A 20259-nucleotide genomic window follows, 5' to 3' on the forward strand; every position below is an offset into this window, starting at 1 on the left:
GGCGTCGACGATCTGGTGCCGCGGGTGCAGCGGGGTGGCCGCGCGGGTGGCGTGGTAGGCGGCCGCGAGCGTGACCGAGTCGACGCCCAGGTCGCGGGCTCGCGCGGGGAAGTCGGCGTCGCCGACCACGTCCCACGGGTAGGCGTGGCCGGTGACCCTCACCACCGCGGCCGCCGGCTCGGGAAGTCGGGCTGGACCGCGCGCATGTAGGTGGTGTCGTCCCGCTCGCGGATGTCGGTGCGCAGGTAGTCCTCGTGCATGCGGGCGAGCTTGTCGGGGTCGAGCGCCACGCCGAGGCCGGGCCCGTCCGGCACCGGCACCGCGCCGTCCACGAAGGACAGTGGAGTGTGGAGCACGTCGGCGCCGAGCTGCCACGGGGTGTGGGTGTCGGCCGCGTACGTGAGGTTGGGCAGCGCCGCGCCCAGGTGGGTCATCGCGGCGAGGCTGATGCCGAGGTGGCTGTTGGAGTGCATGGACAGGCCGATCCCCCAGGTCTCGCAGATGCCGGCCATCAGCGCGGAGGCGCGCAGCCCGCCCCAGTAGTGGTGGTCGGCGAGCACCACGCCGACCGCGCCCTGGGCGACCGCCTCGGGCACGTCCGCGAAGTTGACGACGCACATGTTCGTGGCGAGCGGCATCGTGGCCTTGGCGGCGACCGCGGCCATGCCGGGGATGGTGGCGGTCGGGTCCTCCAGGTACTCCAGCAGCCCTTCGGTCTCCTCGGCCACCTTCAACGAGGTCTCGACCGTCCAGTTGCAGTTAGGGTCGAGGCGCAGCGGGTGGTCGGGGAAGGCGGCGCGCAGTGCCCGGATCGCCGCGATCTCCTCGGCGGGCGGGAAGACGCCGCCCTTGAGCTTGACGGAGCGGAAGCCGTAGCGGTCGACGAGCGCCCGTGCCTGCGCCACGATGCCGTCGGGGTCGAGCGCCGCGCCGTACTCGTCCGGCTCGCCGCCCGGGTGCGCGGCCCACTTGTAGAACAGGTACGCGGAGAAGGGCACGGCGTCGCGCACCCGCCCGCCGAGGACGTCGCAGACCGGGCGGCCGGCGATGCGGCCTTGGAGGTCGAGGCAGGCGACCTCGAACGGCGCGTACACGCGCAGGAGCGTCTTGGCGGGTGTCGAGCCGCCGGTCAGGCCGTGGCGGTCGGGCGCGTCGACGGCGCCGATCGCGGCCGCCACGGCGCGGCGCACGCCGGCGAGGTCGAACGGGTCCACTCCGGACAGTGCGGCGGCGGCCCGCTCGACGAGGGCGAGGTGTGGCGCGTCGCCGTAGGTCTCACCGAGCCCGACCAGGTCGTCTCCACAGTGGACCTGGACGATCGTACGCAGCGCCCACGGCTGGTGTACCCCGGCCGCGTTGAGCAGCGGCGGGTCGGCGAAGGCTACGGGGGTGACGGTGACGCGGGTGACGGGGTTCATGCTTCGTCCCGCTTGAGGGCGGCCCGGCCACTGGCGATGATCTCCTCCAGTGCTTCGACGTGCGCCGGTGTGGCGTCGACGAGCGGCGGCCGCACCGGCCCCATCCGCAGCCCGGCCAGGCGCGCCCCGGCCTTGACCAGGGCCACCTGGTAGCCGGGCACGCGGTCGCGCAGCGTGGCGAAGGGCAGGTAGAACTCCGCGATCAGCACCCGCACCGTCACATCGTCGCCTTCCCGCACCGCGCGGTGGAAGGCCGTGGCGATGTCCGGCGCGAAGCAGAGCACCGCGCTGGAGTAGCTGCCCACCCCGATCGCCCGGTAGGCCAGCGCGGACAGCTCGGCGGTCGGCAGTCCGTTGAGGAAGCCGAACTCCGCCGCCCGCGGGTCGCGGCTCGACCGCACCGCCGTCACCAGGCGCAGCATCGCGTCGACGTCGCCGCGGCCGTCCTTGACCGCGACCACCGTGGGCACGCCGAGCAGCGCCACCGCCGCGTCCGGGTCGAGGACGGCGTTGGCCCGCTGGTAGACGACCGTGGGCAGCGCGGCGGCCTCGGCGACGTAGCGGACGTGGCTCACCAGGCCGGCCGGGGTGCTCGCGACCAGGTAGGGCGGCAGGAGCAGCAGCCCGTCGGCGCCGGCGTCGTGGGCGGCCGCCGCGAACTCCCGCGCCACGCGCGGCCCGCCGCCGGCGCCCGCGTACACCGGCAGGCGGTCGCCGGCCACCCGCACGGCGGTGGCGACGACCGTCCGGTACTCGTCGAGGGAGAGCGCGCTGAACTCCCCCGTGCCGCAGGCGACGAAGAGCGCGGCGGGCCCGGCGAGGACCTGCTCGTCGACGTGCTCGGCGAACGCGTCGAGGTCGACCTCGTCATCGGCCGTGAACGGCGTCAGCGGGAAGGAGAGGAGCGCGTCGGCCTCTGCTGGCATCCACATATATGTACAGCTTCTCTCATCCTGTCGCCCACACACCCACAAACTAACGTCCGGTAGCATGACGGTCAACCGGTCCCGGGTGGGGGTTGTCATGTCGGAAGCTGTGAAGTCCGCGGAGCGCACGGTCCGCATCCTCGAGGTGCTCGCCGGCTCCCCCACCCGCCTCACGATCTCCCAGCTCCAGGAGCGGATGGGCTACCCGCGGTCGAGCCTGCACGCGCTGGTGCGCACACTGCGTGAGCTCAAGTGGGTGGAGGCCGACGAGACCGGCACCGCGTTCGGCGTGGGGCCGCACGCGCTGCTGTCCGGCACCGCCTACCTCGACCGCGACCCCGCCCTGCGATACGCGCTGGAGTGCCTGGAAGACCTGCGCGCCGAGATCGGGTACACGATGCACTACGCCCGCCGCGACGATGCGCACATCATCTACCTGGCCAGCCGCGAGTCCCGCGACTCGGTGCGGCTGATCTCCCGGGTCGGCCGCCGCCTGCCGGTGCACCTCACCGCGCTCGGCCAGGCGCTGCTGGCCGGCCTGACCCGCGACGAGGTCGAGACGATGCTCTCGGCCGACCTGGAGTCGTACACGCCGCACACCATCACCTCCCGCGACGCGCTGATGGCCGAACTCGACGAGGTGCGCACGCGTGGGTGGGCGTTCGAGCGCGAGCAGGGCACCACCGGCGTGGCGTGCGTGGCGACCGCGGTCGACTACCGCATCCCCGCCACCGACGCGATCTCCTGCTCGATGCCCGCCCACCTGGCCGAGGGCGAGGAGCTCGACCGCGTGGCCAAGGCGGTCGTGACACACACGCAGCGCCTCGCCGCCACGCTCCGCCGCGAGGGCATCAGGTAGCCGCCTGCGGCTCGCCCGGCTCGAAGAGTGTCCACAGTGGCGCGACGAGCGCCTCGTGGTGGAGGTCCGCCAGCTCCACGATGCGCTTGAGCGATCCCCGTTCCCGCGGGTGCCGCTGGGCCAGCTCGACGAGCGCCGGCCGGCGCCGCATGTCGGTCAGCTCGACGGTGAGGCGCTCCGCGACGGCCGGCATCTGCGCGTAGGCGAACTGCATGAACGGAAGCATCGTCTCGAAGCCGACCATCGACGTGTCGACGATCCGCCTGGCCATCACCGGCTCGTCGAGCATGGCTTCGAGCCGCGCCGCGAGGGCCGGCATCTTCCGATGCGCGAACTCCAGGAAGGCCGCCGCGTTGCCGGGATTGTTGGGCACGGCCTCGGCGATCCGCGCGCACCGCACCGGATCCCCGAGCAACGAGGTGAGCGCCGCGGCCAGCTCGGGAAGGCGCTCGTCCGCGTAGACGAGGACCTCGGTGGCGTTGCCGAGGTTGTTGGGCACGGCCTCGGCGATCGCGGCGCACCGCACCGGATCCGTCAACAACGACCTGAGTGCCGAGGCCACCTCGGGGAGGCAGTCGTCGGCGTACACCAGGAACTCGGTCGCGTTGCCCAGGTTGTTCGGCACGGCGTCGGCGATCCGCGCGCACCGCACCGGATCCCCGAGCAGCGGGGTGAGGGCCGACGTCACATGCGGCAGGCGGTCGGCCGCGTACACGAGGAACTCGGTGGCGTTGCCGAGGTTTCGCGGCATGGCGTCGGCGATCCGCACGCACCGCGCCGGATCGCCGAGCAGCGAGGTGAGCGCCGCGGCCACCTCGGGGAGGCGCTCCTTCGCGTACACCAGGAACTCGGTCGCGTTGCCCAGGTTGTTGGGCATGGCGTCGGCGATCCGGGCACACCGCGCCGGGTCCCGCAACAACGACTCGATCGTCGACGCCACCGCGGGGAGCCGCTCGTCCGCGTAGGTGATGAACCTGATCGCACCGCCGAGGTCGTAGGCCAGGGCGTCCGCGACGCGCGCGCACCGCTCCGGATCCGCCAGCAGCGGCGCGAGCACCGCGGTCAGCCCGCGCGGGCGCCCGTCCAGGTAGGCGAGGAACCGTACCGAGCTGCCCAGCTGTTTGGGCAACGCGTCGGCGATCCGGGCGGCCCGCTCCGGATCCCGCAACAGAGGTACGACCGCCGCCGCGACGGCACGGTGGCGCTTGTCCGCGTACTCCAGGAACCGCACCGCGTTGCCGAGGTGGCTGGCCACGCTGTCCGCGATCCGCGCGCACCGCTCCGGATCCGCCAGCAGCGGCGCGAGCACGCCGGCCAGGTCGCCGTGGTACCGGTCCACGTAGGTGAGGAACTCCACCGCGTTGCTGAGGTCGTTGGGCACGGCGTCCGCGATGTCGGCGCGCCGCCCCGGCTCGGCGAGCGCTTCGCACAGGCGCTGGCAGTACGCCGGCATCCGGTCCTTCACGAAGTGCAGGAACCGCTTCGCGGTGCCCAGATGGATCGGCACCGAGTCCAGCAGCGCACCCGGCACGCCGATCGGCGTGAGCGCGTTGTCCATCCCCTCGTACGTGCGCACGCCGCGGTCGGCGACGAGCCGGAGGATCGAGACGGCGATCTGCGTGCCGGACAGCGCCTTGGCCATGTGGCGCGGATCGGCGCTGAGCTCCCGCAGGATCCGCAGGGCCTCGTCCCGCTGGCCCACCCGGTCGAGTCGCCAGGCGAGCGCGAAGCCGAACGCCGGGCTGCTGACGGCGAGCGCGCTGAGGCTCGCGATCCCGTCGGCGGTCCGGTTGGCTTCCATGATCAGATGGCCGAGGCCGAGATGCGCCAGCGTGTACCGCCGGTACGCCGCGCTCCCGTGCGTCGTCACGTAGACGATGCCCGCGGCGACCAGGTCGTTCATCACCCCCGGCGGCACCGTCTCCTCCGGCAGCGAGAGCTCGAAGGTGCTGGCGGTCGCCAGGTGCAGCAGGTACGGCCGGGCGTCGGGGTAGGGATCGAGGTACTTCTCGGTCACGTAGCTGATGGCGTCGTTGGCGGCCAGCGCCGCTCCGGAGCCGAGCCAGCGCCGGGCGTCGCGGCTCTCCAGGTGACGCGTCAGTGCCAGCGCGAAGGCGATCCGGTCGCCGGCGAAGAGTGCCTGCCACGCGGCCAGCGTCGTGGCCGGCACGGTCGGCCCCGCGTCGCCGAGCCCGTGGATGCGCGCCAGCCTCTGGTAGGTGAGCAGCAGGTCGTCGTCGGTGACCTCGAGGGTCACCGCGTCGGGCGCCAGCCGGGACAGCCCCGCGCCCTCGACGCCCGACTTGACCGTCCGGTAGATGGTCCTTCCGACGAGGAGCAAACGGCTGCCGGCTCCGTGCCGCTGCCAGTGCCGGTACAGCTGGTGTGCCAGCCGCTCGTTGACGTGGACGTTGTCGACGACGAAGAGCGTCGAGTCGTCGACCAGCGCCGACATGCTGTCGATCAGCACGGCCGGGTCCTGGAACGTCCCGTCGCCGAAGTCCATGTAGTACGCGGTGCCGCCCGTGCTGTTGTGCTGGAGGCCGACGAACAGCGCCAGGGTCGTCTTGCCGACGGTGCCCCGGCCGAGCAGCAGGCACCAGCCCGACCGCAGGCGCTCGGTGACGTCCCGCAACAGCTGGCCGGGCACCTGGATCTCGCCCCGGGTGAACTCCCACAGGGTCGGCCGGTACTGCGACCGGTGCTCGTCGCCGAAAGCCGACGACCATTCGTCGAGCGGCTCGAACGGGTTGTAGCCGGCCGCCGGCCGCGCGCTCGGCGCGGGTGCCGCGGCATGCGCCCGGGACGGCTCCGGCGCGGTGAACAGCCCGGCGTGCGGGCCCGCGCGCAGCAGCCGCGCTATCGCGGAAATGGGCACACCCTGATTTCGGCGGTTTCCGAAATAGTGGTGGATGGCGACCAGGTTGCCGTCGTGGTCGACGATCGGCCCGCCGGACGATCCCTGGAGGGTATTGCTGTCGTATCGGATCCGGGTGCGATCCATGTCCCACCGCGGCGACTTCACTTCGGACATTTTTTGGCCGGCGCCGAGCGGATGGTGCACGACGACGAGCTCCGCTCCGCGAATGTCGTACTCGACGGCCTTCAGCTCGTAGAAACTCCGGAACGTCGCGTGACCATAGGTGTCGGTGCCCGGTGGTGCGGGAGAGATGAGCCGCAGGACGGCGAAGTCGAGATGGTCCGCGGCGGCTGAGGTCGACGCCGATCCCAGCTCGGCCGGCGCCGGCGGGCTTTCCGCGACGATCTCGACGACCGGCACCCTCGTCCCGGTCTCCGCGGGGCTGGCCAGCGGGCTCTCGTCGTAATCGAAGACCGCGACGATCTCCGGTTTTCCTTTCGCGCCGGATTTGGAGCGCACCACATGCTGCGCGGTCAGGATGAGGTCTTTTCCGATCAGCACGCCGGATCCGCTCCGGCGGCCGTCGACTTCGATCAGAGCGGTGCGCAGACCCGCGTCCAGGATCGCTTTCGCGCCGGTGCCCGGACTCCGCCAGCCGGCCGACGAAATGGTGATGCCCTGCAACTCGGCGGAGTCGGTCACGGGACCTCCTGCCGGACGAGTCGGGTCAGCGTCGCGCCATGCTAACAAGCGGTGAAAACGCCAGCCGGACACGGCCGAAAGGGCCGGCTGGTTGAATGGGCGGTGTGACACGCGTATGTGTGGTGGGCGCCGGTGCCGTCGGCGGCGTCATCGGTGCCCGGCTGGCCGCCAGCGGGCACACCACCACCGCCCTCGCCCGCGGTCGCACCCTCGATGCGCTCCGGACGCACGGCTGGCGGCTGCGCACCGCGGACGGGATCGTCGGCGGGCCGGTCGAGGCGAGCGACGACCCCGCCGCGCTCGGGCCGCAGGACGTGGTGCTGCTGACCGTCAAGGCGCACGCGCTGCCCGCCCTCGCTCCCACGCTCGGGCCGCTGCTCGGGCCGCGGACGGTGGTCGTACCGGCGATCAACGGGGTGCCGTGGTGGTTCTTCGACGGCGCCGGCGGCGAGTTCGAGGGGCTGCGGCTGCGCGCGGTCGACCCGGACGGCGCCATCGCCGCGGCGATCCCGACCGCGCGGGTGGTGGGCTGCGTCGTCCACCTCAGCGCCAGCGTCGAGGAGCCCGGCCTGGCCCGCCACCACGCCGGCGACGGCCTGATCCTCGGCGAGCCCGCGGGCGGCACGACGGAGCGCCTGGAGAGCCTGGCCGCCGTCGCGGGCAAGGCCGGCTTCACGGTCACCCTCTCGCCCCGGATCCAGCAGGACATCTGGTACAAGCTGTGGGGCAACATGACGATGAACCCGATCTCCGCCCTCGCCGGGGTGACCGCCGACCTGATCCTCGACGACGAGCTCGTCAACGGCTTCGTCCGCGCGGTCATGGCCGAGGCGGCCGCGATCGGCGAGCGGATCGGCTGCCCGATCGCGCAGAGCGCCGAAGACCGCAACGAGGTGACCCGCCGGCTGGGGGCGTTCAAGACGTCGATGCTCCAGGACGCGGAGGCCGGCCGCCCCCTGGAGCTCGACGCGATGGTCACGGTGGTCCGGGAGATCGCCCAGGCCACGGGCACGCCGACGCCGCACATGGACGCGCTGCTCGGCCTGACCCGGTTGGCCGCCCGGCAGCGCGGCCTCTACCGGCCGACCTCCCCCGCGGGCGGCGTGTAGGTCGCGTTGCTGGTGATGCCGAGCCAGTGCAGCGCCGGGGTGCGGCCCGCGCGTACCGCGGTCAGCTCGACCCGGTACTGGACGTAGCGGGAGCTTGCCTCGACCCGGCCGCCCTGGGCGACCGGGGTCCACGCCGACCACGACGCGTCCGGCGTCGACGTGCTGCCGGTGCGCACGCTGATCCGCAGCGAGCAGCCGATCGGCACGGTGGCGCCGTAGGTCAGCCGGTCCCAGGTCACCATCTGCCCGGCGTCGAGCACGCGGGAGACGCGGTTTCCGGCGCGCGTGCCGGGCGCCAGGGCCAGCGCGCCCAGCCCGTCCTTCCGCACGGCCGTGCCCACGCCGCCGCGCCCGGTGCGGAACTGCGCCGCGGTGCGGTCGGCGACCCCGAGCGCGGAGGAGACGAACCGCGCCGGCGGCTGCCCCTCCGGCGGCCAGACGACGGCCTTGCCGGCCGCGTCGGTGCTCCGGACCCGGTAGTGGTAGGTGGTGTCCGGGCGCAGGCGGGTCGCGACCACGGTGTGGCTGGTCTTCGTGCCGCTGGCCGACAGCGGCTCCAGCTTGTCCGGAGTGGACCCGATGAGCAGCGTCCCGCCGGTCTTGGTGCCGGTGCGCCAGGCGAACCCGGCGGTGCCGTCCGGCAGCGGGCTCACCTCCACAGTGGACACCGTCGGCGCGGTGGCCGGGGCCGGCGGGCCGAGCCTCGGTGCCACCGGCGCGGTGCGGGCCGCCGCCGCGCCGCCGCCGGCCGCGTACGTCGCGGTGTAGGTGCCCGGCGCGGCGGCGAACATCGCGTACTCGACGCCCTTGACGGTGGTGCGGGTGAACGTCACCGGGCTGCCGCCGAGCCTCAGGGTGCTCAACGTGGTGCCGCCCGTGCCGGCGGTCGGCACCATGCCGGTCAGACCGTTGGCGCCGGCGCCGACGTTGACCGCGAACGTGAGCGTGTTGCCGCTGCGCGAGATCCCGGAGAACGACGAGGCGTTGCGGCCGTTGAGCCAGGTGAGCAGCTGCCGCGCGCTGATGACCGGCACGCCGCGCTCCTGCGCCGAGGCGAGCAGCTGGTCGCTCTGGAACGTGGTGGCCTGGTCGGTGTGCATGTTCGCGGTGAACGCGCCGTAGTAGCCCAGCGGGCCGAGCGCCCGGTCGAGCAGCGTGTCCGGCGTGAACGGGTAGCTCTGGCCAGACTCGTCGGTCATCTGGGTCGCGGCCTGGTACACGTCGATCAGCGCGCCGGCCTTGCCGACAAAGCGCATCGGCATGCCGGAGCCGGTCATGAAGCCCGGCCGGTCGGCCACCCATGTTCCCGGCCAGTAGTAGTAGTTGGTGTCCAGCCGGATCCCGTTGGCGGCCGCGGTGGTCGCCTGCGAAGACCAGTCCGACCACACGATGCAGTGGGTACGGTTGGTCGCCGGCGCCGGCACGCCGCTGTACTTCTGCGTGAACTGGCTCAGCTGCGTGGAGTAGGTCGAGGCGATGGAGCTCGCCGTGTAGTTACCGCAGTTCGTGCTGACGTGCAGCCCCACCTCGAAGCCACTGGCGCTGTACGAGGCGGCCTGGCCGTTGCTCATCGGCGTGTTCGTGTAGATGTAAGACGTGAAGCGCGGGCACTGCCAGTTGTCCACGACACATCCCGGCGGGCTGTTCGCGAGGTACTGGTCGAAGCGGCCGCCGGTGCCACCGTTGCCGTGGTCGTCACCGGTGGCCACGACGACCGCCTTGAGGCCGCGCGGAAAGTACCAGAATCGGGGCAGCGGCTTGCGGTCGAGGTTCATCGTGCCGATCAGGTTGGCCAGGAGGCGCTGCTGCTCGTCGGCCTGCGGGATGGCGACCTTGTCGAGGTTGACCCAGTCGGGGCTGGAGCCGCCGAAATAGAGATCGTCGGAGCGGATCGGGGCGGCGCCGTCACGCTCCTGCCCATCCCACGCCGGGTTGCCCTGCCTCGTGTGGACAAGCGACTGCGGCAGGTCGTACGTGAACGCCGCCGCCTGCCCGCCGTTGAGGCCCACGCTCACCAGCGTGACGGCGGGGTTGGTGGTCGCGGCCGTGGGGCTGGAGTAGAGCGTCGCCACCGCCCGCGCGGTCAGCGCCGTGTACCGGTCGGCGGTGCCGTGGAACTGGATGGTCTGGTCGGTGATGCCGGCCCCGGGCGCGCTCGCGGTGTCCACCTTGAGGTAGCCGTTGGCCAGCGTGCCCGTCGTACTGACCAGGCCCAGGAGAGTGGCGAGTTGCTTGTCCGGCCGGAAGGCGATGAGGTTTCCGCCGCCGGTCACCCAGGTCGTGAACATGCTGACCTGCGCCACGGTCAGCGTCGTCGACCCGAGCAGGACCACGTCGTACTGGCTGAGGACCGCGCTGTTCACCGTGGACAGATCGGCGGTGACGAACTCGTTGAGGCCCTCGGCCCGCAACACCTCCGCCGCGAAGCTGGTGAACCCGGTGGCGCCCTTGATGACCAGCACCGGCCCGCCCGGGCCCTGGTCCGGCGGTGGCGGGGGCGGCGCCGCGGTGGTGAAGGACCAGGTGACCGGCGACATCACGTTGCCGGCCGGGTCCCGCGCCCCGCTGACCGAGGCCGTGTAGGAGGTGGAGTTGGCCAGGGCCGCCGCCGGTGTGAAGGTGGCGGTGTTCGTCGCCGTGTCGTACGCGGCAGCGCCGGCGACCGCCCCGCCCGGCCCGGCCAGCGACATCACGACGCTGGATCCGGTCACCGGTTCGCTGAAGGTCGCGGTGACCCGCGCCGTCGTCGCGACCCCGGACGCTCCGGCCGCGGGTACCCGGGCCGTGAGCGTGGGCGGGGTGTTGTCGGCCGCGGTCTGGTTGAAGACCACGTCGACCCAGTAGTTGGTGGCCTGGAAGGTGTTGCTCGGGAAGCCACCGGTCCCGTACGCGTAGACGCCGTTGCCGCCCGAGCCGCCGCTGGCCACGGCGGTCAGCGGGCCGCGGGTCACCGCCGACGCGAACCCGTTGTTCGTGGCCGAGTAGAAGCCGGTGGTCGTGTGGTACGACGCGACGTACATGGTGTTGGCGCTGACCGGCACCGGCGATGGCAGCGTCGCGGTCTGCCACCCGGACGCGCTCTCCCCGGTGAAGGTGACCGTGCCGAGTCGCGTGCCGGTGCTCGACCACAGCGATCCGGTGTGTGTGCCGGTGTTGCCGCTGCCCTTGTAGAACCTCAGCCCGGTGATGTACCCCGCCTGGTTGGTGCGGAACTTGACGCCGACCTCCACGGCCGAGTTGTCGTTGACGCTCGGCGTCGCCGGTGTCGCGGTGTCCGCCCAGATGGTGCACGGGCAGCCGGCCGTCACCGCACCCGTCGTGAACGACCAGCTGAACGGGGACATCGTGTTGCCGCTCGGATCTCGCGCGCCGCTGACGGTGGCGGTGTGCGCGGTCGACGCCGCCAGGGCCGCCGAGGGCGTGAAGGTAACCGTGCGGCTCGCCGCGTCGTACGCGGTGCTGCCGGCCACCGGGGTGCCGCCAGCGGTCAGCGTCAGGCTCGCGGTGCCCGCCTCGACGGCCTCGTTCAGCGTCGCGCTGATCGCCGTCCCGACCGGCACACCGGTGGCGTTCGCGGCCGGGTTCGTCGAGGCAACCGCCGGCGGCGTGGTGTCTGCGACGGAGGTGTCGAAGACGACGTCGACCCAGTAGTTCGCCGACTGCCACGAGTTCGTCGGGAAGCCGCCGCCGGTGCCGTACCGGTAGAGGCCGTTGGCGCCGTCCACCCCGTCCCGCAGGGCGTGCAGCGGTGCGTTGTCCACGCCCGTGTTCGCGAAGTAGTTGACGTCGCCCGCGTATCGCCCGTTGGGCGCGTAGTACGACACGACGTACGTGGTGTTGGCGGTGATCGACACCGGTGCGGCGAACGTAGCCTGCTGCCAGCCGCTCGCCGTCTCGGCCGTGAACGTCACCGTAGCCAGCAGCGTGCCCGAGCTCGTCCACAGGTGACCGACGTGCGTGCCGGTGTTTCCCATGCCCTTGTAGAAGCGGACGCCGGTGACGGCACCGTCCACATCGGAGCGGAACTTCGTGCCGAGCTCCACCGGATCGGTGTCCGGATCGGACGGTGACGCCGGTGTGGCTGTGGCGGGCCAGATCGAGCACGGGCACGGTGCGGCCGCCGCGGCGGTGGCCGGCCGGAGCACGGTCAGCGCCGTCAGTGCGAGCACGAGGCAAAGGGCTGGCGCGAACAGCCGACGCCAACGGTTGGTGCCGGGCATGGAAGGCTCCTCAGCTGGTGACGAATACTAGGTCGACCCAGTAGTTGCTCGACTCCCATGTGTTGGTCGGGAACCCCCCGCCCGAGCCGTAGCGGTAGACGCCGTTGCCGCCGTCCACACCGTTCTGCAACGCCTGTAGCGGTCCGTTGGTGACGCCTGATCCCCCGAAGTAGTTGTTGTCGGCAGAGTACCGGCCGTTCGGCGCGTAGTACGACACGACGTACGTGGTGTTCGCACTGATGGAGACCGGTGTGGCGAACGTGGCCTGCTGCCAGCCGCTCGCGGTCTCACCCGTGAACGTCACCGTCGCCAGCAGCGTGCCCGAGCTGGTCCACAAGTGACCGACGTGCGTGCCGGTGTTGCCCGAACCCTTGTAGAAGCGGACGCCGGTGACCTGGCCGCCCACAGTGGAGCGGAACTTGACGCCGAGCTCGACCGGGTCGGTGTCGGGATCCGAGAGCGTCCCCGGCGTCGCCGACGCGGACCAGATCGAACACGGGCACCCGGACGGCGGTGGCGTCGCCGCCGTCGTGAACGTCCACGAGAGCGGCGCCATCACGTTGCCGCTCGGGTCGGCCGCGCCGCTCACGCCGGCGGTGTACGTCGTCGAGGCCGCGAGTGCCGCGGACGGCGTGAACGTTGCCCGGCGCGTGGCGCCGTCGTAGGTCACGGCGCCCGGCACGGTCACCCCGCCCGGGTCGCGCAGCGTCATGGCGATCGTGCCGCTCTGCACGGCCTCGCTGAACGTCGCCGTCACCGCCGTGTTGGTCGCGACACCCGTGGCACCGGCCGCCGGTGTCCTGGCCGTCACCGTCGGCGGCGTGGTGTCGGGCGCGCCACCCGAGGGGCTGAACACCACGTCGACCCAGTAGTTCGCCGACTCCCAGGCGAGGGTCGGGAAGCCCATCCCGATGCGGTAGACGCCGTTGGGACCGTCGGCCCCGTCGCGCGGGGCGTGCAGCGGCGCCGCGTCCCAGCCCGACTGTGCGAAGTAGCCCGGGTCGCCGGCGTAGTGGCCGTTCGGCGCGAAGTACGACGCGACGTACGTGGTGTTGGCGCTGATGGAGACCGGTGTGGAGAACGTGGCGGTCTGCCAGCCGCTCGCCGACTCGCCGGTGAAGGTGACGCTGGCCAGCTGGGTGCCGCTCGCCGTCCAGAGGTGCCCGACGTGGGTACCCGTGTTGGCGGTGCTCTTGTAGAACCGCAGCGCCGACACGTGACCGGCCACATCGGAGCGAAACTTGACCCCCACCTCGGTCGGCGAGGAATCCGGGTCGGACGGCGTCGCCGGGACGGCCGACGTGCCCCACATGTCGCACGGGCAGGTCCGCGCGCCGATGGTCACCGACCCGGGGCCGTCGGCGCCGACGTTGCCACTGTCGTCGGTCGCCCGCACTCGCAGCGTCACCGCCCCCGCCGCCTGCGGAGTCCAGGTGTACGACCAGTTGGCTCGGCCGTTCGCCGGGTGCCACGTCGCGCCGCCGTCGACGGACACCTCGACGCCGCCCACTACCCCGCCTCCGGTGTCGGTAGCCGTACCGGAGATGGTGGCGGGCGCGCCGACCTGGAAGGTCGCGCCGGGTCCCGGCGGGGTGATCGTCGCGCTCGGCCCGGTCGTGTCCGTCGACCTTGTCGCGGCGGTCAGCCCGGACACCAGCGTGGCGGGCTGCACGCCCATGTCCGCGAAGAGGTTGACCGTCGCCTGCCGCATCGGCGTGCTGGCGGCGCCGGAGCCGCGGTCGTGGTTGCTGTCCAGGCCCCAGGACCACTGCACGGTGCCGGCGCCGAAGACCAGCGCGCCGCTGGGCGCCCGGTAGAGCGTCAGGTTGTGGGTGGCGCTGCCGCCGCCGTACGTGCTGCCGTAGTCCTGGAGCAGGTCCAGGCCGCTCGCCGTGGTGGTGGACAGGCGGATGAGGCCGCGCGGGCGGGAGCCGTTGTCGGCGTCGACGTCCCACTCGTAGCCGAGCGTCCCGGTGCCCAACGTCGCGGTGGCGCCGGCGGCCTGGGTGGCGACGGTGGTGCCGCGCCAGAAGCGCATCTTGCCGTCGGCGGCCGGCACCTGGAGGTTGACCGTGCCGGCGTTCACCTTGAAGGACGTGCCGGTCAGCGCGTTTTCCGGCCGGCCGCCGTCGCCGGGCGGGCTGAACCGCGGGTCCCGCCAGGTGCCGGTCCAGGTCGACGGTGCCTGCGGGTCGATCCGGCTGTTGGCGTGGGTCTCCTTGTAGCAGACGAGGGTCCGGTGCGCGGTCCCCGAGCCGTCGACGCTCGGCTCCCACCGGGTCTTCCAGAACACCTCGTTGCCGCTGAAGAACGCGAGGTTGACGCCGGCGTCGCGGGCCGCCTCGACGTTCGCCCGCTGGGCGCCCGACCAGTACTCGTCGTGACCCACCGACAGGAACACCTTGTGGTTGCGCAGCAGCGGGCCGCGGCGGTCGGTGTCGACGCCGGCGATGTAGCTGACGTCGTAGCCGTTGGACTCCAGGAAGCGCACCATCGGGTACTCAGCGTTGAAGACGAAGTCCTCCGCGGCGTTGCCCCGGGTGCCGAACGGCCGGTTGTAGCTCACCTTGTACGCCCGCCCGACCGGCGCGCCGGCGTAGAGGCTGTTGCCGCCGTACTGGTTGTACGCCTGCCAGGTGGTGTCGGAGGTCTGGAACACCATGTCCGAGTGGCTGGCGTCGTCGCGCACCACGAAGAAGACGTGGCTGGCGCCGCTGGTGCCGTCGGTGCGCACCAGCCGCGCGAAGTAGATGCCGGACACCGCCGTGCCGGGGACCGGCCAGGAGGCGGAGACCGCCCAGTTGCCGCAGTCGACGAGGCCGGTGCTCGGCTCGGAGAGGCAGTTGGGCTGGCTCTGCGCGCCGCTGCGGGTGGCCGACCCGACCAGCCGGGCGCCGTTGCCGCCGTAAAAGCCCATCCGGTAGATGTCGAGCCGGTACGAGGTGGCGACCGTCTTCACCTTGAAGCTGACCGTCTCGCCGGCGTTGACGCTCATCTGGGTGGCGAAGCCCTGGATGGTGGCGCTGCCCGCGCCGGACACGTCCCACGTGCTCTTCGGCGTGCCGGGCTTGCTGTTCTCGCAGGCGATCGGGTTGAGCAGCGGCGCGCACGGATCGGCCGCGGCGGCCGGCTCGGCACCGAACGTCACGGCCGCGGCGGCGAGCAGCGTGGCAACGGCGACCACGGCGCGCCGCGTAGCGGATCTGCCTGTCTTCATGGCGCACTGCCTCCCGGCCGCGGGTCTCCCGGCGGCGTCGCGAGTCAATCGGGTGCCCGATTCACGGTGTCGACATAATGGGTCCACCGTTCCGGCTCCTCTGTCGGGAAGCCGACGCACGCGGCTGAGTGATCCGTTCCGCCTGGTTGATCGTGGCTGTCCGTACGGCACGGCTCGGCGTATCGGCCGGTTTCCCGTGATCCGGCCCCGTCCGCGGCGCCGTCCGGGTAGGTACGCACGCGCGCGGGGCCGGTCACCGCCGCCCAGGTGCCAACGGCGGGCGGCGGGCCGGCCCCGCGCTGTCTCCCCCGACGGGGAGGTCTCAGTTGACCGCGGTCACCTGCCGGTGCTGGGCGATCAGGTTGGCGTACGCGTGGCCGCTGGCCTTGATGGTGCGGCGCTGGCTGTCGTAGTCGACGTGCACCAGCCCGAAGCGCTTGTCGTACCCGTACGACCACTCGAAGTTGTCCAGCAGGGACCACACGTAGTAGCCGTCAATCGGCACGCCCCGACCGGCCGCCGAGGCGCAGGCGTCGATGTGCTGCTCCAGGTAGTCGGTGCGCTCCTTGTCCTGGATCTCGCCGTCCGTGGTGAGCTCGTCACGCCACGCCGAGCCGCTCTCGGTGACGACGACGCGCGCCGGCCGGTACGTCTCCGACACGCCGACCAGCAGCTGCTCGAGGCCGGACGGGTACATCTCCCAGCCCATCGCGGTCTCCATCGAGCCGGGCACCGGGATCTGCCGGGCGTACGGCGCGGGCCCCTCGGGGTCGTCGACCACGAGCTGCCGGAAGTAGTAGTTGAGGCCGAGGAACTCGGTCGGCGTCGCGATCAGCTCCAGGTCGCCGGGCTGGACGGGCGGCTCGTGGCGGTACGTCTCGACCATGTCGGCCGGGTAGCCGCGCCCGTACAGCGGGTCGAGCCACCAGCGGTTGGTGTGCCCGTCGGCGCGCCGCGCGGCGGCCACGTCCTCCGGGCGTTCGCTGCCCGGCTCGCAGGGGCTCGGGTTGAGCACGATGCCCACCGACGGCGGGCGGGCCGCCGCGGCCCGGATCGCCTGGGTGGCCAGACCGTGGCCGAGCAGCGTGTGGTGGCTGGCGCGCACGGCGAGGCCGAGGTCGCGCACGCCGGGCGCCATCCGCCCCTCCAGGTGGCCGATCCAGGAGACGCACAGCGGCTCGTTGACGGTCACCCACTCCGTGACCCGGTCGCCGAGCGCGCCGGCCACGACCGTCGCGTAGTCGGCGAGCGCCTCGGCGGTGGACCGCTCGGGCCAGCCGCCCTTGTCCTGCAACGCCTGCGGCAGGTCCCAGTGGTAGAGCGTGACCATCGGCTTGATGCCCGCCTCGAGCAGCCCGTCGACGAGGCGGTCGTAGAAGGCGAGGCCGGCCGCGTTGACCTGGCCGGTGCCGTCCGGGACGACCCGCGGCCAGGCGACCGAGAAGCGGTACGCCTGGACGCCGAGCCGGCGCATCAGCGCCACGTCCTCGGGCCACCGGTGGTAGTGGTCGCAGGCGACGTCGCCGTTGTCCGCGTTGTCGATCGCACCGGGTACCCGGCTGAAGGTGTCCCAGATGGACGGTTTCCGGCCGTCCTCGTCGACGGCACCTTCGATCTGATACGCCGCGGTGGCGACGCCCCAGGTGAAGTCGGGCGGCAGCTTGGTTAGGTCCGGCACTCGTCGACAACCCTTCTCACTTGACTGCGCCGGCGGTCAGGCCGGCCACGAAATAGCGTTGGAGCATCAGGAAACCGGCGACCACGGGGATGCTCACGACCAGCGACGCGGCCATGACCTGGTTCCAGTAGACCTGGTACTGGGTCGCGTACCCCTGAAGGCCGACGGCGAGGGTGCGGCTGTTCTCGTCGGTCATCACGGAGGCGAAGAGCACCTCGCCCCACGCGGTCATGAAGGCGTAGACCGTGACCGCCACGACGCCCGGCACGGCGGTCGGCAGGATGACCTGGAAGAGTGTCCTCATCGGACCGGCGCCGTCCACCTGCGCGGCCTCGTCGAGCCCGCGCGGGATCGAGTCGAAGTAGCCGACCAGCATCCAGATGGAGAACGGCAGCGAGAACGTCAGGTACGTGATGACGAGCCCGGTGCGGCTGGCGTACAGCTCGACGCCGGTGGCGTTGCCGAGGTTGACGTAGATGAGGAAGAGCGGGAGCAGGAAGAGGATCCCGGGAAACATCTGCGTCGACAGCACGGTCACCGAGAAGACCTGCCGGCCGCGGAAGCGGTACCGGCTGACCGCGAACGCGGCGAAGACGGCGATCGCCACCGAGACGAGCGCCGCCACGCTGGAAACCAGCAGGCTGTTCACCAGGTACCGGCCCAGCGGCACGGTGCTCCACATGTCGACGAACGCCTCGACGCTCGGGCGCGAGGGAAACCACGTGAACGCGCCCTGCACGTCCTTCAGCGGTTTGAGCGCGGAGCTGAGCATCACGTACAGCGGCGTGATCGTGAACAACGTGAGCAGGGTGAGCACGACGCGCCGCGACCAGCGCTCGGCGGTGGTCTCACGCATGGTTTCTCCTCATGCAGGGTCCCTCCTCCGGTTGGTGACCAGCAGGTACCCGGCCGTCACGAGCAGCAGGAAGAGCAGCAGCGCCACCGACATCGCGGAGCCCTGGCCGAAGTTCCAGGTGATGAACGAGCTGCGGTAGATGTGGATGGAGACGAGGTCGGCCTCTTCCGGCGCGGACCCTCCGAAGAGGACGAACGGCGTGTTGAAGTCGTTGAACGTCCACAGGAACAGCACCAGGACCAGCACCTGGTTGACCGGCCGCAGCATCGGCAGCGTCACGTCCTTGAGGCGGCGCCAGAAGCCGGCGCCGTCGATCGCGGCCGCCTCGTACATCTCCGACGGCACGTTCTGGAGGCCGGCCATGATGCACAGGAACGCGAACGGCCACGACCGCCACACCGACACGACCAGCAGCGCCCAGAAGCTGTTGCCGCCGATCAGCCAGAACGGCCGGTCGTCGGCGAGCCCGGTCGAGGTGAGCAGCTCGTTGAGCAGGCCGGTGTCCCGCTGGAAGATGAACGTCCAGGTGATGACGGCCGCGTAGACCGGCAGCGCGTACGGGGTGAGGAAGAGCGTGCGCAGCACCGCCCGACCGGGGAAGGGCCGCTGGAGGAACACGCCGGCGAAGAGCCCGAAGATCCAGGACAGGCCGACCGAGAAGGTCGTGTAGAGCACGGTCACCCAGAACGAGTGCAGCAGCTCCTTGCCGACCGGCCCGTTGACGTCCAATGTGGCCTTGTAGTTGTCCAGGCCGACGAAGGGCGCCGCCGACCAGTCGCGGATCTGAAACTGGGTCAGCTCCAGCAGGCTCATCCATACGCCGACCACCATCGGTACGACGTGGACGAGCAGCTCCAGCAGGACGGCCGGGAGCAGCAGCAGGTACGGCAGCTTGGATCGGGGCAGCCGGGTCTTCTTGCCGCGGCCGGCTTTCCCGGGGGCGGACGGCCGGACCGTCGCCGGAGCCGTCGTGGTGGTCGCCATCGCGGTCCTCTCAAGGATGGGCCGTGGAGGGGTCGGCGTTCCCCTCCACGGCCACGTCTTCGTCGCTCAGCTGCCCATCTGCTGCTGGGCGTTGCTGAGCTTCTCCTTGACCGCCTGCTCGGTGACCGCCTTGCCGCTGGCCGCGTCGGCGAACAGCTCCTTCATCGCGGTACCCACGAGGGTCTCGAACTTGCTCTCCTCCGCGACCTGGGGCAGCGGGGCCGCGCTGGTGGCGAGCACCTGGGCGAGGACCTTCTGCTCCTCGGCCTGGAACGCCGCGTCACCGGCCACCGTCGTCACCGACGGCAGTGAGCCGTAGGTCTTGTTGAGCTGGATCTGCTCGGCGTCGCTGGTCATGAACTTCACGAACTGGAGCGCGGCGTCCTTGTCCTTGGTGTGCTTGAACACCGCGATGTTGATGCCGGCCACCATACTGTTGACCTTTTTGCCACCGGCCGGAGCCGTGGCCGGGAACGGCACCGGCGCCACGCCGTACGCGTCGGCGGCCATGCCCTGCGCCTTGAACGCGGAACCGGCGGCCTGCCACAGCAGCATCGCCGCCTTGCCGTTGGCGAAGTCGGACACCGACTGGTTCTGCGCGTACTCGGCGTTGCTCGGGTTGACGATCTTGTCGACCGCCATCAGGTCGATGTACCGCTTGACGGCGGCCACGTTCTGCGGGGTGTCGAAGGTGGGCTTGCCGGACGCGTCGAACCACTCGCCGCCCCACTGCTGGCCGAACGCGAACGCGTGGTGCGAGTTCTCCGAGATGTTGGCGCCCTCGACGGCCAGGCCCCACTGGCTGCCCTTGGTCAGCTTCTTGCCGGTGGTGACGAGCTCTTCCCAGGTGGTCGGCGGGGCGGTGATGCCCGCGTCCGCGAACATCTTCTTGTTGTAGTAGAGGGCGTACGCGAGGCTGTAGAGCGGCACGGCGGTCGGCGGCTGGCCGGGCGCCCCCGCGGCGGCCAGCGCGGCCGGCACGAAGCGGTCCTTGCCGCCGACGGCACCGATGGTGGCGTCGTCGAACGGGACGAACGCGCCGGTCGCCTGGAGCGAGGCCGACCAGGTGTTGCCGATGTTGACCACGTCCGGGCCCTTGCCCGAGGTGGCCGCGGCCAGCAGCCGGTTGAGCAGGTCGGACCAGGGCACGACCTCCACGTTCACCTTGATGCCGGTCTGCTGCTCGAACTTGTCCAGCTCGGGCTGGAGGGTCTGCTTGTCGAAGTCGAGGCTGGAGCCCTGGTTGCTGGCCCAGTAGGTCAGTGTCTTGGCGCCGCCGCCGGAACCACCGTCCGAGTCGTCGCCACACGCGGTAATCGAAGCGGCCAACATCAGGGCCGCGGCAGTCATAGCCAACAGTCGTCGAGACACGATCTGCCCTTCTGGCGTGGGAGTTACATCAGGGCTTAAATTACGACGTCATTAAAGTG

The 20259-nt window shown here is 71.5% G+C and carries 11 protein-coding genes; 2 read left to right on the forward strand and 9 right to left on the reverse strand.

Annotated elements, in window-relative coordinates; genetic code table 11:
• Nucleotides 1–158 precede the first annotated feature (158 nt).
• Nucleotides 159–1418 (reverse strand): enolase C-terminal domain-like protein, encoded by a 1260-nt coding sequence (locus AC5L36_RS09560; protein ID WP_441214585.1) that lies wholly within the window; start codon nt 1416–1418, stop codon nt 159–161.
• Nucleotides 1415–2344: a 5-dehydro-4-deoxyglucarate dehydratase gene (locus tag AC5L36_RS09565; RefSeq protein WP_441214586.1), complete on the reverse strand. Its 930-nt coding sequence runs from the start codon at nt 2342–2344 to the stop codon at nt 1415–1417. The genes AC5L36_RS09560 and AC5L36_RS09565 overlap by 4 nt, the downstream gene beginning before the upstream one ends.
• A gap of 97 nt (nt 2345–2441) precedes the next feature.
• Between AC5L36_RS09565 and AC5L36_RS09570 the strand changes: the two genes are divergently transcribed.
• On the forward strand, nt 2442–3203 hold the full coding sequence (locus tag AC5L36_RS09570) for an IclR family transcriptional regulator (protein ID WP_441214587.1): 762 nt from the start codon (nt 2442–2444) through the stop codon (nt 3201–3203).
• On the opposite strand, the gene AC5L36_RS09575 is transcribed toward AC5L36_RS09570, so the two are convergent.
• Entirely contained in the window at nt 3196–6765 is a 3570-nt protein-coding gene (locus AC5L36_RS09575) for a trypsin-like serine peptidase (protein WP_441214588.1), read from the reverse strand. The genes AC5L36_RS09570 and AC5L36_RS09575 overlap by 8 nt on opposite strands.
• Before the next feature lie 104 nt (nt 6766–6869).
• Between AC5L36_RS09575 and AC5L36_RS09580 the strand changes: the two genes are divergently transcribed.
• Nucleotides 6870–7874 carry a 2-dehydropantoate 2-reductase gene (locus AC5L36_RS09580; RefSeq protein WP_441214589.1) on the forward strand — a complete coding sequence of 335 codons (1005 nt, stop codon included), beginning with the start codon at nt 6870–6872 and terminating at the stop codon, nt 7872–7874.
• Here AC5L36_RS09580 and AC5L36_RS09585 read toward each other — a convergent pair.
• From AC5L36_RS09585 to AC5L36_RS09610, 6 genes are all read right to left on the reverse strand, one after another.
• A complete protein-coding gene (locus AC5L36_RS09585; protein WP_441214590.1) occupies nt 7841–12094 on the reverse strand; it encodes a DUF4082 domain-containing protein in 4254 nt (1417 codons plus the stop codon). The two genes, AC5L36_RS09580 and AC5L36_RS09585, sit on opposite strands and share 34 nt — an antisense overlap.
• Nucleotides 12095–12104: 10 nt before the next feature.
• Nucleotides 12105–15311: a DUF4082 domain-containing protein gene (locus AC5L36_RS09590; RefSeq protein WP_441214591.1), complete on the reverse strand. Its 3207-nt coding sequence runs from the start codon at nt 15309–15311 to the stop codon at nt 12105–12107.
• 322 nt (nt 15312–15633) lie between these two features.
• Complete coding sequence (locus AC5L36_RS09595; protein WP_441214592.1) at nt 15634–16989, reverse strand: GH1 family beta-glucosidase; 1356 nt, start codon at nt 16987–16989, stop codon at nt 15634–15636.
• A 16-nt stretch (nt 16990–17005) separates the two neighbouring features.
• Nucleotides 17006–17845, reverse strand: a complete 840-nt coding sequence (locus tag AC5L36_RS09600; RefSeq protein WP_441214593.1) for a carbohydrate ABC transporter permease — start codon at nt 17843–17845, stop codon at nt 17006–17008.
• A 9-nt stretch (nt 17846–17854) separates the two neighbouring features.
• The gene (locus tag AC5L36_RS09605; protein ID WP_441214594.1) at nt 17855–18829 is read right to left on the reverse strand and encodes a carbohydrate ABC transporter permease; all 975 of its coding nucleotides are present in this window, start codon (nt 18827–18829) and stop codon (nt 17855–17857) included.
• 66 nt (nt 18830–18895) lie between these two features.
• Entirely contained in the window at nt 18896–20179 is a 1284-nt protein-coding gene (locus tag AC5L36_RS09610; RefSeq protein ID WP_441214595.1) for an ABC transporter substrate-binding protein, read from the reverse strand.
• Nucleotides 20180–20259: the final 80 nt, after the last annotated feature.

It is taken from the genome of Phytohabitans sp. LZ39, from assembly GCF_059359075.1.